Source organism: Streptococcus caballi DSM 19004 (assembly GCF_000379985.1).
GTDB classification, from domain to species: domain Bacteria; phylum Bacillota; class Bacilli; order Lactobacillales; family Streptococcaceae; genus Streptococcus; species Streptococcus caballi.
In genome coordinates this window covers 48,059-62,870 of record NZ_KB904085.1, presented here as the reverse complement: position 1 = coordinate 62,870, position 14,812 = coordinate 48,059, and the positions used below count along the sequence as shown (strand labels likewise).

The window sequence follows — 14,812 nt, the reverse complement described above, 5'->3', positions numbered from 1 at the left end:
GCCCCATTTTTGGCACTTAGCTAACTATTATTTCAATTCAAACTTAAGTTCTACAGTTGGATGAACAAGGCCACGTTCATGCAATGTTTCAGCGATTTGGACAGAGTTCCAAGCTGCACCTTTGAGAAGATTGTCAGAAACAACCCACATATGAATACCATTTTCAATATCAAGGTCTTTGCGAATACGCCCAACATAAGTCTCGCGGCTGCCGACAGCATTAGCTGCCTGTGGGTAAACTTGATGAGCTACATCATCTTCAAGAACAGCACCTGGGAAGGATGCGATAGCAGCTTTTACTTCTTCAATTGGGGCAACTGCCTTGGTTTCAATATAAACAGACTCTGAATGAGAAAAAAGGACTGGGATACGCACACAAGTTGCTGATACGGCTATAGAATCATCTTCCATGATTTTCTTCGTTTCATTGGTCATTTTCATTTCTTCGTAAGTGTAGTCATTGTCAGTGAAAACATCAATTTGTGCCAATGCATTGAAGGCAATTGGGTAATGCTTTTTATCGCCGCCAGATGGCAAGATGTCTGCGTGAACGTTCTTAGGTTCTACACCATCATTAACAACTTCTTTGATTTCACGGATGGTTTCATTGATAGCTGATTGGCCAGCACCTGAAACAGCTTGGTAAGTTGACACAATGACACGGCTCAAGCCCCATTTTTGACGAATAGGTTCAAGGGCAACCATCATTTGAATTGTTGAACAGTTAGGACAAGCAATGATACCATTATGAGCATCTAGAGCATGCGCATTGACCTCAGGAACAACCAAAGGAACATCAGGATTTTGACGGAAATGAGACGTATTATCAACCACTACCGCACCCGCTTTGACAGCGTAAGGCGCAAATTTAGCAGAAACAGAGCCACCTGCTGAGAAAAGAGCAATATCTACGCCATCGAAAGAATCTTCAGTGGTCAATTCAACTGTAATATCTTGTCCTTTGTATTGGAGAACCTTGCCAGCAGAGCGGCTAGAAGATAAAAGACGAAGTTTATCAATTGGAAGTGTAGATTGTTCAAGTTGTTGAATCATGCGAGTTCCAACGGCACCTGTAGCACCAACAACAGCGACTGTATAACCCATTTCAATACCTCTTTCAAGAAAATAGCTGAACTATTCTCGAAATTTTCTAAAAATTTATATAATAAATAAATTATACTATTTTTTTATCTTCTTGAAAAGTCTATTTTCAAGAAGATAAAAAATCCCCTGCCAAAAATAGCAAGGGATTAGAGGCATGTTTCCATGAGAACAGCAGGTTCACACAACTGTTCAAGATCCGCTCCTGCGTTACAATTAAATGTAGACCTCCTCAGCGCAAAATGGTCAAAGACCAAATCGACTCATCGCATACTCTTAGTATAACAGATTATCAGACTTCTTGCAAAAGTCTGATAATCTGTTATTTTTAAAGAAGAGGAGCTAAAGCCTTAAAGACCGTTCCTGTCAACTTCTGCAAGGCAGGACGCTCCTTCTGCATCTCAGGAGTTACCAAACGACAAACTTTTAAAGTATTTTGGTAGTCTTTATAAATATCTGCTATCGCATCTACTTTGTAAAGGTAAGTGGCACACTCAAAATGGTGGTAGAGGCTGCGGTAATCAAGATTAATCGTCCCAACAACAGCTTTTATATCATCACTAATAAAAATTTTGGCGTGGACAAAACCAGGCTCATACTCATAAATTTTAACACCAGACTGCATCAAGGAATTATAGTAAGTTTTAGCCAAGGCATAAGGGATTTTTTTGTCAGGAATACCAGGCATGATGATGCGAACATCCACACCACGCTCGGCAGCAAAACGAAGAGCATGTTCCATTTCACTATCCAAAATCAAATAAGGGGTCATGATATAAACATATTCCTTGGCATGGTTTAAAATGTCAATATAAACATTCTCCCCCACTTTATCCGTATCCAGAGGTGAATCTCCGTAAGGAATCACATAGCCATTTGCTAAGAAGGTTTTTTCATGTTTTCCTAGGTAAGGTTCAACAATCAATTCTTTTTCAGTGATTGACCACATCTGCAAGAATAAAACAAGAAAACTATCTACTGCCTTCCCTTCAAGCATAACAGCGGTATCCTTCCAATGGCCAAAACGTTCTAATTGATTGATATATTCATCCGCTAAATTCACGCCACCAGTGAAAGCAACTTCTCCGTCTACAACAACAATCTTGCGATGATCGCGATAGTTGTAATAAGTTGAAATAAAAGGTGAAATAGGCGAGAAAGCTTTGGCTTTGATACCAATCTTTTCAAGCCGCTTAGTATAATCAAACGATAAAGTTGAAAACTCAATCATACCATCGTAAAGTACGCGAACTTCAACTCCTTCTTGAACTTTCTTTTCCAAAATACTAAGAATTTCACCCCACATACGTCCTTCGGCAATAATGAAAAATTCTAGAAAAATATATTTCTCCGCTCTGAGCAGTTGTTTTTTTAACTCAGCAAAAAATGTTTCTCCGCTGGGAAAATAGATTACCTTTGTATCTTGATAAGCTGGAAAATCTCCTCGACTGCGGTCAAAATATTGTACTAGATGGTAGGTTGAAGAGGTATTACCCTTCAGAACCTCTAAAATATCCTTATTATCAGGGAGATAAACAGCACTCTGATCAATCAAAGTATTCAAACGTAGCTTGAGTCCTTGATAGCCCCAATCTAGCTTAGTGTATATCAAAAATAGCGAACCTAAAAGAGGAAAAATCATGACCAGAATCAACCAAGTCACACGCGATATGGCATCCATTTCACCGTTTACCAAATAAAGCACAACAGCAATAGTCAAAATGCGTTCTAAAGCCTGCAAAATCAAGCGGTACTGGTCCAACCAAACAAATGACGTTAGTAAAAAGAGTAATTGTAGGATGAGAAGTACAGCAATTACCGTTGTCCTACTAAAAATCCCTCGGAAAAACCCTCGTTTACTTTTATTCAATAAATGTAATACCTTAGTCTTATTGTTGATAATAATAACCTCCATGCTTCAATTATTTACCAGTTATTATTATATCATATTCATAAGCAGCTTAAAAATAGCTGATATTAATCAAAGCTCCATAATTATGGAGCTTTGATTAATAATTTTATAAATTTTTTAAATTAAACAAATCGTTGAAATTCTCAGCCATGGTAGGGTGAGTGAAAATTTGTTGTTGGAAATAAGTGTAGGGAATCTTATTATCCATTGCCATGGTGATAAGGTTGATGAGTTCGTGTGATTCTACTCCAAAGAGTGTGGCACCGAGGATGAGGTTAGTATCTGCATCAACAACAACTTTGAAGACACCACGAAGGTCCCCATTGACATGACCGCGCGGCATCCCAGCAACTGGCAGACTGTTGGCTTTGTAGTTCAGGCCTTGTGCTTTAGCTTGCACTTCATCAAGCCCAACACGTGACAATGGTGGATTGATGAAGGTTGTATTTGGCACATGATGTCGGTTGGCAGCAGAATAAGACTTGTCACCATTGAGGAAATTCCAAACGATGCGGAAGTCGTCTAATGACACATAAGTGAATTGAAGACCGCCATTAACATCACCAACAGCAAAGACATTTTCAACGCTGGTTTGACAGAAGTCATCAACTTTGACAGCGCCACGTTCAGTCAATTTGATATTTGTATTTTCCAGACCGAGATTTTCAGTGTTAGGTTTGCGTCCTGTCGCGTACATCACTGCGTCAAACTCGTAGTCACCATTTTGTGTTGTGATGACAACCGCTTCTCCCTTGTTAGAAACTTGAGAAATGTTTGAGTCTAATTCGAAAACAATGCCCTGTTCTTCAAGGTAACCTTTAGCCATAGCAGAGATTTCTTCCTCTTCACGACCGAAAATACGTGACATCGGATCAAAGACAGTCACTTCAGTACCAAGTTTGGCATAAAGGCTAGCAAATTCCAAACCGATATTTCCACCACCAATCAGACCGAGGCGCTTTGGCTGTTCTTTAAGCTGTTGAATGTCTGTGCTGTCGTAAACGTGCTTGCTTTCTTTGAGACCGGGAATTGGTAAAACATTTGAGACAGCACCAGTATTGATGATGATAACATCAGCAGTCAAATATTTACTTTCACCATCTGCTGTGATTTCAACCACTTTGTTAGAAATAAATTTTGCTGTCGCATTATAAACATCAGCGGTTGGAGCATTGTCAAGCATTTCAAAGTTTTTAGCGCGTAGACGGTCTGTCACGGCTTTACGCTCTGCCATTGCTTGCGAAAAATCATGACCAGTTTCAGCAGCGTGAATCAAAACTTTTGTCGGAATACAGCCAATATTGATACAAGTTCCGCCGTACATACTAGCGTCCTTTTCAATCATCGCAACTTTCTTACCTTGTGCAGCAGATTTTGCTGCAAATGTCTTTCCAGCTTTACCAAACCCAATGACAATCACATCGTATTGTTCCATAAGGGAACTCCTTTTCATATTGTTACGCTCACATTGTACCAACCGGTCAGTTATTTGTCAAAAATTTAATCTGAAAAGTCATTCTCTCTCTTGCAAAGTCATTTCAACCTGGTCCCCAATGCTTTTACCGATAGCTTGTTGAATGTCTTTTCGAATACCAACAATGTAGCAAATATCACCATTGTCATCTTTTACTCCCATATTGACAACAGATCCATCGTAGGGATATCCATCAAAAGTCACATGAACTTTTGCCCTGCCCTTGCCAAATTCTTGACGGACATTGTATGGAAAAATAGTGTAGGCACCCCCGCGATCAGCAGGGTAAATTTTTGAAGTGTAAGTATAAGTTTTTGTGTTCATGCTTCTATGATAACACAAAAAGCCAACCGAAGTTGACTTTACGTTTATTTAATTAGAACAAACCAAGTGCTGTGCCATCTTCTGCGACGTCCATGTTAAGGGCTGCAGGTGCTTTTGGAAGTCCTGGCATGGTCATGACATCTCCTGTAAGGGCAACGATGAAGCCTGCACCTGTTTTTGGAACGAATTCTCGGATAGTGATGTCAAAATCTTCTGGCGCACCTAACAAGAATTGATTGTCTGAGAAACTGTACTGAGTTTTGGCCATACAGACTGGCAATTTATCCCAACCAAACTGTGCAAATTGTTTGAGCTGATTTTTAGCTTTCTTTTCAAAGACAACTGACTTACCGCCGTAAATGTCTGTGACAATCTTCGTGATTTTTTCTTCTAAAGTATCGTCATCTGAATAAAGACGTTTGTAGTTAGCTTCGCCATTTTCCACAGCATCAACGACAGCATGAGCGAGGTCAATACCACCGTCAGCACCGTTTGCCCAGACGCTAGCAAGCTCAACTGGAACATCAATCGCTTGGCAAAGCTCTTTGAGGGCAGCAATTTCAGCTTCCGTATCAGCGACAAATTCATTGATTGCGACCACGACTGGAATGTTGAATTTACGCATATTTTCCACGTGACGCTTAAGGTTGGCAAAACCAGCTTTAACTGCTTCAACATTTTCTTGCGCCAGATCAGCCTTAGCTACGCCCCCGTGCATTTTAAGGGCACGCAGCGTCGCCACGATAACCACAGCGTCAGGTGTCGTTGGAAGGTTCGGTGCTTTAATATCAAGGAATTTCTCAGCCCCAAGGTCAGCGCCAAATCCAGCTTCGGTGATGGTGTAGTCGGCCAATCGCAGAGCTGTTGAGGTTGCAAGAACTGAGTTACAGCCGTGGGCGATGTTGGCAAATGGACCGCCATGAACGAGGGCTGGTGTTCCGTAAATGGTTTGAACCAGATTAGGTTTGATGGCATCTTTAAGAATGAGCGTTAAAGCCCCCTCTACCTTCAAGTCACGAACATAAACTGGTGTGCGGTCATAGCGATAAGCTACGACAATGTTAGCCAAGCGCTCTTTCAAATCTTGAATATCTGTTGCCAAACAGAGGATAGCCATGATTTCAGAAGCAACAGTAATATCAAAGCCATCTTCACGAGGAATACCATTGACTGGGCTTCCCAAGCCGACAATCACATGACGAAGGGCGCGGTCATTGAGGTCAACGACACGTTTCCAAATGATGCGACGTTGGTCAATTTGAAGGGCATTTCCTTGGTGAATATGGTTGTCAATAAGAGCTGATAGGGCATTGTTAGCTGTTGTAATGGCATGCATATCACCAGTAAAGTGGAGGTTGATGTCTTCCATAGGCAGAACTTGGGCGTAGCCGCCGCCTGTTGCTCCTCCTTTAATCCCCATGACAGGACCAAGTGATGGCTCACGAAGGGCAATCATGGTTTTTTTACCAATTTTATTGAGTGCATCAGCTAGTCCGATAGACATGGTTGATTTTCCTTCACCAGCTGGCGTTGGGTTGATGGCAGTAACCAGAACAAGTTTCCCTGGTTTGTTTTTTTGGACAGCCTTAATCTTGTCAAATGACAACTTAGCTTTATATTTTCCATAAAGTTCAATATCATCAAAGGTAATGCCGACTTTTTCGACAATTTCAGTGATTGGTTTAAGTTCGACACTTTGAGCGATTTCGATATCAGATTTCATGGGAATCTCCTCTATTATTGAAAAATCTGAGGGGGTTCCCCCTCAAGTAAATGTGATAAAGTAATTATAACACACCTTGACAAAAAACGCACATTATTTGAATACATAAATGAAAATGTTCGTTTTTAGCTCTGCTATTTTTAACAATTAAAGTATTGCAAGTCAAAATTGGAAAAGATGAGATTTCAATATATTTGACGTCTGAAAGTGCAGATACAGTCTTCTAAATTTTAAATACTGCATGAGCCAAGTGAAGATAGAGACTTTAGATACTGAAAATGATCATCTGCAAAAGCAGACGATTGTTTATAAATTAAGACTAATTACTCAATAATAGGGAAAGCTAAAATCGCTTTATCAAAGGCTTGCTTGGTTATTCCCTTCGTCTGTCAGTTGCTTTTGTAAGCCTTTTTTTGTAAAATACAACTATGAAAATTTTGATTACATCCGGTGGGACAACAGAAAAGATTGATTCTGTTCGCGGTATTACCAACCATTCAACGGGAACTTTAGGAAAATACATTGCAGAGGCTTTCTTAGCTGGAGGGTATGAGGTGACCTTGGTGACGACAAAGGCAGCTGTCAAACCAGAAGCACACAAAAAAATGACTATTCACCTGGTGTCGGATGTGGCTAGTCTGATGGGAACTCTTAGACCTCTGGTCAAAACCCATGATGTGCTCATTCACAGCATGGCGGTGTCAGATTATACGCCTGTTTACATGACTGACCTTGATGAGGTGGAAGATAGCAGCAATATAGCTCAGCTATTGACCAAAAAGAATAGCGCAGCAAAGATCTCCTCTAAGTCGGACTACCAAGTGCTTTTTCTTAAGAAAACACCTAAAATCATTAGTCTAGTCAAGGAGTGGAATCCAACTATCCAGCTGATTGGTTTCAAACTGCTAGTGAGTGTGCCAAAAGAAGAACTTTTTGCTGTGGCGCGTGATAGCCTGATCAAAAATCATGCTAAGTTTATTTTAGCCAATGATTTGACAGAGATTACACCAACTCAGCACCACGCCTACTTACTGACAGAGACAAAGTCTTACGAGGCTTGGACCAAGGCTGATATCGCTCAATTGATTTACGAGAAGGTGACGACAGATGACTAAAACGATTTTATTAGCTGTTTCAGGCTCAATTTCAGCCTATAAGGCAGCAGATTTGACCAATCAACTCACAAAATTAGGCTATGATGTTCATGTGATGATGACTAAGGCTGCTACCAAGTTCATTACTCCGCTGACCTTACAGGTTTTGTCTAAAAACTCTGTGCACTTAGATGTCATGTTGGAAGAAAATCCCAAACTGATCAACCACATTGAACTCGCCAAGCAGGCTGATCTTTTTCTTTTGGCTCCTGCTTCTGCCAATACTCTGGCTCATCTGGCGCACGGCTTTGCTGACAACATGGTAACGGCTACAGCGCTTGCCCTGCCAGCTACAACACCCAAACTGATAGCGCCAGCCATGAACACTAGAATGTATGACAATCCTATCACTCAGTCTAATCTTGAGACATTAAGAAAGATAGGTTATCAAGAAATTGAGCCGCGTTCAAGCGTCCTGGCCTGCGGTGATGTTGGACGTGGTGCGCTGGCTGATTTGACCTTTATTTTGAACAAGGTAGAAGAAATCTTATAACCAGTTATAGTTATTTTCTATAATAAAAAGCTTGTCAAGACAGCTGTAAACTTGTATAATGAGCCTAGTTAACTATTACTCCAGTTAACCGTTAAATCTTATCTAATAACAGGAGAAAGTTATGAAAACTAGAAAATCGTCTGATGTCGCAACGATTGCTATCTTTTTTGCAGTCATGCTAGTCATTCATTTCCTGACTAGTATTGTCTTCAACCTATGGCCTGTGCCGATTAAGCCGACCTTAGTTCATCTTCCCGTTATTGTCGCTTCCATTGTATATGGCCCTCGCATTGGAGCTATTCTCGGCGGACTCATGGGAATTATCAGTGTAGTGACTAACACCGTTGTTCTACTTCCAACCAGCTATCTCTTTTCACCTTTTGTTGAAAATGGGACAATAGCTTCGCTGATTATCGCCATGGTGCCTCGTATTCTTATCGGAGTCACACCGTATTTCATCTATAAATGGCTGCGCAATAAAATAGGTTTGACTCTGGCTGGCGCTGTCGGGTCAATGACTAATACCATCTTCGTTCTGGGGGGAATTTTTCTTCTCTTTTCATCAGTTTATGATGGCAATATCAAGGCTCTTCTGGCAGTTGTTTTCGGTGCCAATGCACTTGTTGAAATGCTAATTTCGGCAATTGTTACTTTACTCATCGTTCCTAGCTTACTGAAAATCAAAAAATAATTTATGAAAATCACGGAAAAACCGTGATTTTTCACTTGCAAAATGATATAATGAAAGCGGTTATAAAAATATAATAAATTGAACGTTTCAGAGGGTTTTACCTTTGTTAGCGTTCCTTTTTAGGAGGAATTGCATTCTATGACTTATACTGAAAACTATCAAAAATGGCTCGATTTTGACCAACTTCCAGATTATCTCCGTGAAGAATTGGTAGCTATGGACGAAAAAACAAAAGAAGATGCCTTCTATACAAATCTTGAATTTGGTACTGCTGGTATGCGTGGTTATATCGGAGCTGGTACCAATCGCATCAACATTTACGTTGTCCGTCAAGCTACTGAAGGATTGGCAAAATTGATCGAAACTAAAGATGAAGCAACTAAGGCTCGCGGCGTTGCTATTGCCTACGATTCACGTCACTTCTCTCCAGAGTTTGCCTTTGAATCTGCTCAAGTTTTAGCAAAACATGGTATCAAATCTTACGTCTTTGAATCACTTCGCCCAACTCCAGAATTGTCATTTGCTGTGCGTCACCTTGGTGCTTTTGCTGGTATCATGGTAACAGCCAGCCACAATCCTGCACCATTCAACGGTTACAAGGTTTATGGTGAAGATGGTGGACAAATGCCACCTGCTGATGCCGATGCCTTGACTGAGTTCATCCGTGCTATTGAAGATCCATTTACTGTTGAATTGGCTGACCTTGAAGAAGCTAAAGCTGCTGGTCTTATTAATGTTATCGGTGAAGCTGTTGACGTTGAGTACCTCAAAGAAGTCAAAGACGTTAACATTAACCAAAAATTGATTGACGAATATGGTAAAGACATGAAGATTGTCTACACACCACTTCATGGTACTGGTGAAATGCTTGCCCGTCGCGCACTTGCTCAAGCTGGCTTTGAATCTGTTCAAGTTGTTGAAGCGCAAGCTGTTCCAGATCCAGACTTCTCAACAGTCAAATCACCAAACCCAGAAAACCAAGAAGCATTTACTCTTGCTGAAGAACTTGGACGCAAAGTAGACGCTGACGTTTTGGTTGCAACTGACCCTGATGCTGACCGTCTCGGTGTTGAAATTCGTCAAGCTGATGGTTCTTACAAGAACCTTTCAGGTAACCAAATTGGTGCAATCATTGCTAAATATATCCTTGAAGCACACAAAACCGCCGGTACTCTTCCTGAAAATGCTGCGCTTTGTAAATCAATTGTATCAACTGAATTGGTAACGAAGATTGCTGAAAGCTACGGCGCAACCATGTTCAACGTCTTGACTGGTTTCAAATTCATTGCTGAAAAAATTCAAGAATTCGAAGAAAAACACAACCACACTTACATGCTTGGTTTTGAGGAAAGCTTCGGCTACCTCATCAAACCATTCGTTCGTGATAAAGACGCTATTCAAGCTGTCCTTATCGTTGCTGAAATCGCAGCTTACTATCGTTCACGTGGCTTGACACTTGCTGACGGTATTGAAGAAATCTACAAGGAATACGGCTACTTTGCTGAAAAGACAATCTCTGTTACCCTTTCAGGTGTTGACGGTGCGGCTGAAATCCAGAAGATTATGGATAAATTCCGTGACAACGGTCCAAAACAATTTAACGCGACAGATATTGTTAAATTGGAAGACTTCCAAGCTCAAACCGCTACAACTGCTGCTGGCGTTGAAAAATTGACAACGCCACCAAGCAATGTGCTTAAATATACACTTGAAGATGATTCTTGGATTGCCGTTCGTCCTTCAGGAACAGAACCAAAAATCAAATTCTACATTGCAACAGTTGGCAAAGATATGGCTGATTCTCAGGCGAAAATCGCAAATATTGAAGCAGAAATCAATGCTTTCGTGAAATAATAAAGATAAGAAACATTCAGTCCATTGAACTGCACCCTGTCAAGTGGACAATGACATAATAAAAGATTAGGCAATGGCCTTGTTCCTCATTTCAAGAGGGGCAAGGCCATTGTTGCGCTCTTGAAAACGGGGTCTTTTTTTACCATTTGTCAAGTATATTAAGGTGCGAAGAAAAAATATTTTTAAGATAGTTGTCAATTTAAGGTAACTATCCTATTCTGATAGAAGAATATCTGTAAAAGGGCATTCATCATCTGGCTTTTTTTAAAACAAGGTGTTACAATGATATGACATAAACAACTTTACTGACTTTTGGTTGAAGTATAGTCGTAAAGTTTGTTATGCGTTATGAGGTAATACATTGTCCTGATGAGGCGATGCATAAAGGCAATCGTATGTGGCTTTGTTGAAGTCGTTTGCGATTGCCCTTTTCGTTTCTCATAGAAGTTTGCGATATGACATGGATTGGTGTGACTAGCTGAGGCGATATTGTGAATGCTCTTGAAAGAATCTTTCTGACATAAGAATTACTACAGTTGGTTTGCGGTTAAGGCTGAATTGTGATGAAGCTAGTTTTTCAGCGTCAATCTGATCAGTTTTTCAAATACGTAATCCATCTAGTTGCTTCTTAGCTTCTAGAGGATTCACAGTGGCAATTCTTGTTCAATGAGACCAAAGAAATGGTCTGAGTTCTTCTCTTGGAAATGGAATACGAGAAGCTGATAAAGTTCATAGTGCTGACGTAGTAGTTCCTCTGAGAATGATAAGAGTTTTTCTAGGATTTCTTTATTGGTCAAATGTATCCGAAATGTAGGGCGATAAAATCGTTTATCGCTAAGCTTACGATTATCTTGTTGAATCAATTTCCAGTAGCGTTTCAAGGCTTTCTATTCGTTAGATTTTCTTTAGATTTTCTATCGAATTGATTCATGATTTGAATGCGGACACGGTTCATAGCGCGACTAAGATGTTGCACAATGTGGAAGTGGTCGAGTATGATCTTGGCATTTGGAAATAGCTGTCTAGCTAATTTGTAGTATGGACTGAACATATCCATGGTAATGACTTTGACATGATTTCTGACCTGTCTAGGGATAGCGTAGGAAGTGGTTTTGAATAATTTCTTACGTTCTCCCGTCAAGAATAGTAATGACATTTAGGGAGTTGAAATCTTGGGCGATAAAGCTTATTTTCCGCTTATTGAAGGCACACTCATCCCAGGACAGGACTTCTGGAAGTTTGTTCCAATCCGTTTCAATTGTGAACTCATTGAGTTTTCTCATGACTGATGATGTTGAAATAGATAGCCTATGTGCAATATGTGTCATGGCTTGATTCTCAATAAGCAATTGGGCAATTTTCTGGTTAAAGACAACAGAGATTTAGTGGTTTTTCTTAATGAGAGGAGTTTCAGCGACAGCCATTTGTCTCTTACATAGTGGGCATTTAGGGGCGGTGTAATCTAAGTGACCGTGGAGTTCTATGTACGTTCCCATATAATATTCATCAGTGATAAGGATATTCTGGTTTTTAATTCTGAGAAAATTTGTAATAAGTTTTAGTTGTTCCATATGAGTCTTTCTGATGTGAGTTTGGTTGCTTTTCATTATAGGTCATATGGGACTTTTTTTACACTAAAAAAGGCTCCCTAATCCCCACAGTGGATTTACCAACTACAGAAATTATAGAGCCATAAAAGTAGGATGGAAATATCCTATCAATATCAGACAAGCTTTACTAGGAGTCAGCCCCTAGTAAAGCTTAACAAAAAATAACATTTATAGTCTCACATCATTGACAAAGGTACAGATTTTTATTCTTGACTTTTACTGTGGCTGTGACCTAGCCAAACTGAAATCACTAATCCAATCAAATATAGCCCAATGAACACTCCTAGAGTAACAAGATAGCTTCCCGTTTGTTCAAATGTGATTGATAACAACATTGGACCTACTAATGCAGCCATAGCCCAAGCCGTTAAGATATAACCATGAAGCGCCGCTAACTCTTTGGCTCCAAAAAAATCACTCAAATAAGGAGGAATTAGAGAAAATCCTGCACCATAACATGTCATCAAGATAGCCATTGCTGTAATAAAGAGTGTTGGCGTATGCGAAATCATGAGGAGACCTGACATTATAATGCTGACCGCGAAAAGTAGGATAAACGTCAAAGGACGCCCAATATAGTCGGATAAAACAGCCCATAATAAACGACCAAAACCGTTAAAAATCCCCATCATACCAACAACCACAGCTGCAGCAGTAGCTGACATATTAGCCATATCTTGAGCCATAGGAGCTACCACTGAAATCAATCCCAGACCACAAGCGATATTAATAAATAAAATGGCCCAAAGAAGGTAAAATTCTCTCGTTTTTAGAGCCTGGTTAGCAGTAATTCCTGTTGTTAAGTCAGAAACTTTATGGTCGCTACTTCTGCTTATTAAGTTGTCAATATCTTGCTGACTAGGACGTTTAATAAATTGTGAGACAGTCAACATCACCACAAAATAAATAGCCCCTAGAATATAAAACGTCGCTACTAGCCCACGGCTAAAAATTAACTGCTGAGCAATAGGACTTGTTAATAAGGAAGCAAAACCAAATCCCATAATAGCCATGCCCGTGGCCAATCCTCGTTTATCAGGAAACCACTTGATAATTGAAGAAACTGGCGTAATGTAACCAGCTCCTAAACCCAATCCACCTAAGATGCCATAGCCAAGATAAAGCAACCATAGCTCTTTTTGCTGGACAGCAACACCAGTTAAGACTGTCCCACTAGCATATAGCACAGCTGAAATGCTACCTGTTACACGAGGGCCGAACTTTTCTACCAAATGCCCCATAAAAGCCGCTGACATTCCTAGACAAAAAATTGCCAAAGAGAATGCAAACGCGACAGATGACTGATCCCAACCTGTTTCAGTCATAATCGGATTACGATAGACACTCCAAGCATATGTTGACCCCAGCATCAAGTGCAGAATAACCCCACAAGCAGCAACAAGATAACGATTGGTTTGTTTCACGACAGCCTCTTTTCTATTTTGACAGAACTTTAAAACGTTAGGGGTTTAGTGTAACAAACTTCAACTTCAACTGCAAAACATATGCTCATAAATAAAAAAACGAACTAAATATTGAACAGCTCCCTGTCAAGTGGGCAATGAGATAATAAAAGATTAGGCAACGGCCTTGTTCCTCTAATCTTGTGTTTTCCTGTTCAGAAGTTGTTTCCTGATGAAGTAACCACTTGTAGTAGCCTGAGCGAGANACCTTTAGAATACGGCACAAGTGGCTGATAGGAGCCTCTTCCTGTTCATCGGCGTATTCTTTAATATCTTGGAAGAAATCCAGGTGGCGACCGAGTCTTACCGTCGGTTTCGTCGCTTGATTTCTTCTAACTTTTTTAGCAGGCCATTCTCCATTTCAAGATACTTAATCCTCTCTTCCTGTTGCTTGATTTTGAGGCGTAACTCTTCTTCTGGAGTCAGATTAGGCTTACTTTCCAGNCCTTTNCCACGACGGTCGAGGAGACCGTTAGAACCCTCCTTTTCGAACTTTCTAACCCAAGAATAGACCTGTTGATAGGAAACACCATACTTCTCAACAGCCCCTTGGTAATCTTTTTCATGAGCAATGGTGTAATTGACAATCTCAACCCATTCTTCAAATGTTGTTTTCTGTCCTTGTTTCATGCGGCTCATTCCTCTACTAGTAGCTTTCAGTTTTTTACCACTAGTATAATCTTTTATCCATGATCTGAGAACATAATCACAAGAAATGCCATATTTTTCAGTCAAATCTTTGAGACTTCCCAAGCCATTGAGATAGTCAGATACATCCTGTTCTTTCAGTTCCTTACCATACTTCTTCCAGTGATAACTTTCCTCTAGCTCATCAACTACTTCCGAACCCTGTTTGTCTTTGGAGACACCATGGTTCCTAGCTAACCAACTAAGTGATTTCCCTTCTCCTAAGTGGATTAGAACGATTTCTAGCTTCTCAGATACAGGTTTTGAACTTCTTTTGGACATAGTAAAACTCCTCTTATAGTTTCTAATGAAAAATTTTTGTTTTT

At 40.2% G+C, this 14,812-nt stretch carries 10 protein-coding genes and 3 pseudogenes; 4 read left to right on the top strand and 9 right to left on the bottom strand.

Annotated elements, in window-relative coordinates; genetic code table 11:
• Positions 1 to 27: 27 nt before the first annotated feature.
• From A3GS_RS0106925 to A3GS_RS0106905, 5 genes are all read right to left on the bottom strand, one after another.
• Positions 28 to 1,104 carry an aspartate-semialdehyde dehydrogenase gene (locus A3GS_RS0106925; RefSeq protein WP_018364696.1) on the bottom strand — a complete coding sequence of 359 codons (1,077 nt, stop codon included), beginning with the start codon at positions 1,102 to 1,104 and terminating at the stop codon, positions 28 to 30.
• Between the two features lie 325 nt (positions 1,105 to 1,429).
• A complete protein-coding gene (cls, locus tag A3GS_RS0106920) occupies positions 1,430 to 3,016 on the bottom strand; it encodes a cardiolipin synthase (RefSeq protein ID WP_026216313.1) in 1,587 nt (528 codons plus the stop codon).
• A 103-nt stretch (positions 3,017 to 3,119) separates the two neighbouring features.
• Entirely contained in the window at positions 3,120 to 4,448 is a 1,329-nt protein-coding gene (locus tag A3GS_RS0106915; RefSeq protein ID WP_018364694.1) for an FAD-containing oxidoreductase, read from the bottom strand.
• 78 nt (positions 4,449 to 4,526) lie between these two features.
• A complete protein-coding gene (locus A3GS_RS0106910) occupies positions 4,527 to 4,811 on the bottom strand; it encodes a DUF1905 domain-containing protein (protein ID WP_018364693.1) in 285 nt (94 codons plus the stop codon).
• Positions 4,812 to 4,863: 52 nt separating this feature from the next.
• Positions 4,864 to 6,534: a formate--tetrahydrofolate ligase gene (locus tag A3GS_RS0106905; protein ID WP_018364692.1), complete on the bottom strand. Its 1,671-nt coding sequence runs from the start codon at positions 6,532 to 6,534 to the stop codon at positions 4,864 to 4,866.
• Between the two features lie 428 nt (positions 6,535 to 6,962).
• On the opposite strand from A3GS_RS0106905, the gene A3GS_RS0106900 reads away from it, so the two are divergent.
• From A3GS_RS0106900 to A3GS_RS0106885, 4 genes are all read left to right on the top strand, one after another.
• A complete protein-coding gene (locus tag A3GS_RS0106900; RefSeq protein ID WP_018364691.1) occupies positions 6,963 to 7,649 on the top strand; it encodes a phosphopantothenate--cysteine ligase in 687 nt (228 codons plus the stop codon).
• Positions 7,642 to 8,181 (top strand): phosphopantothenoylcysteine decarboxylase, encoded by a 540-nt coding sequence (coaC, locus tag A3GS_RS0106895; RefSeq protein ID WP_018364690.1) that lies wholly within the window; start codon positions 7,642 to 7,644, stop codon positions 8,179 to 8,181. Before A3GS_RS0106900 ends, coaC begins: the two co-directional genes overlap by 8 nt.
• A gap of 121 nt (positions 8,182 to 8,302) precedes the next feature.
• Complete coding sequence (locus A3GS_RS0106890) at positions 8,303 to 8,872, top strand: ECF transporter S component (RefSeq protein WP_018364689.1); 570 nt, start codon at positions 8,303 to 8,305, stop codon at positions 8,870 to 8,872.
• 138 nt (positions 8,873 to 9,010) lie between these two features.
• Positions 9,011 to 10,726 carry a phospho-sugar mutase gene (locus A3GS_RS0106885; RefSeq protein WP_018364688.1) on the top strand — a complete coding sequence of 572 codons (1,716 nt, stop codon included), beginning with the start codon at positions 9,011 to 9,013 and terminating at the stop codon, positions 10,724 to 10,726.
• Between the two features lie 302 nt (positions 10,727 to 11,028).
• On the opposite strand, the pseudogene A3GS_RS12350 reads toward A3GS_RS0106885, so the two are convergent.
• The 4 genes and pseudogenes from A3GS_RS12350 to A3GS_RS0106865 all read right to left on the bottom strand — a co-directional run.
• Positions 11,029 to 11,255: pseudogene (locus A3GS_RS12350) on the bottom strand (IS110 family transposase); the annotation flags it as partial.
• Between the two features lie 124 nt (positions 11,256 to 11,379).
• Positions 11,380 to 12,297 (bottom strand): annotated as a pseudogene (locus A3GS_RS11660) (ISL3 family transposase); the annotation flags it as partial.
• Positions 12,298 to 12,539: 242 nt separating this feature from the next.
• Entirely contained in the window at positions 12,540 to 13,760 is a 1,221-nt protein-coding gene (locus A3GS_RS0106870; protein WP_018364685.1) for an L-lactate MFS transporter, read from the bottom strand.
• A 175-nt stretch (positions 13,761 to 13,935) separates the two neighbouring features.
• Positions 13,936 to 14,768 (bottom strand): annotated as a pseudogene (locus tag A3GS_RS0106865) (helix-turn-helix domain-containing protein); the annotation flags it as partial.
• Between the last annotated feature and the right edge of the window lie 44 nt (positions 14,769 to 14,812).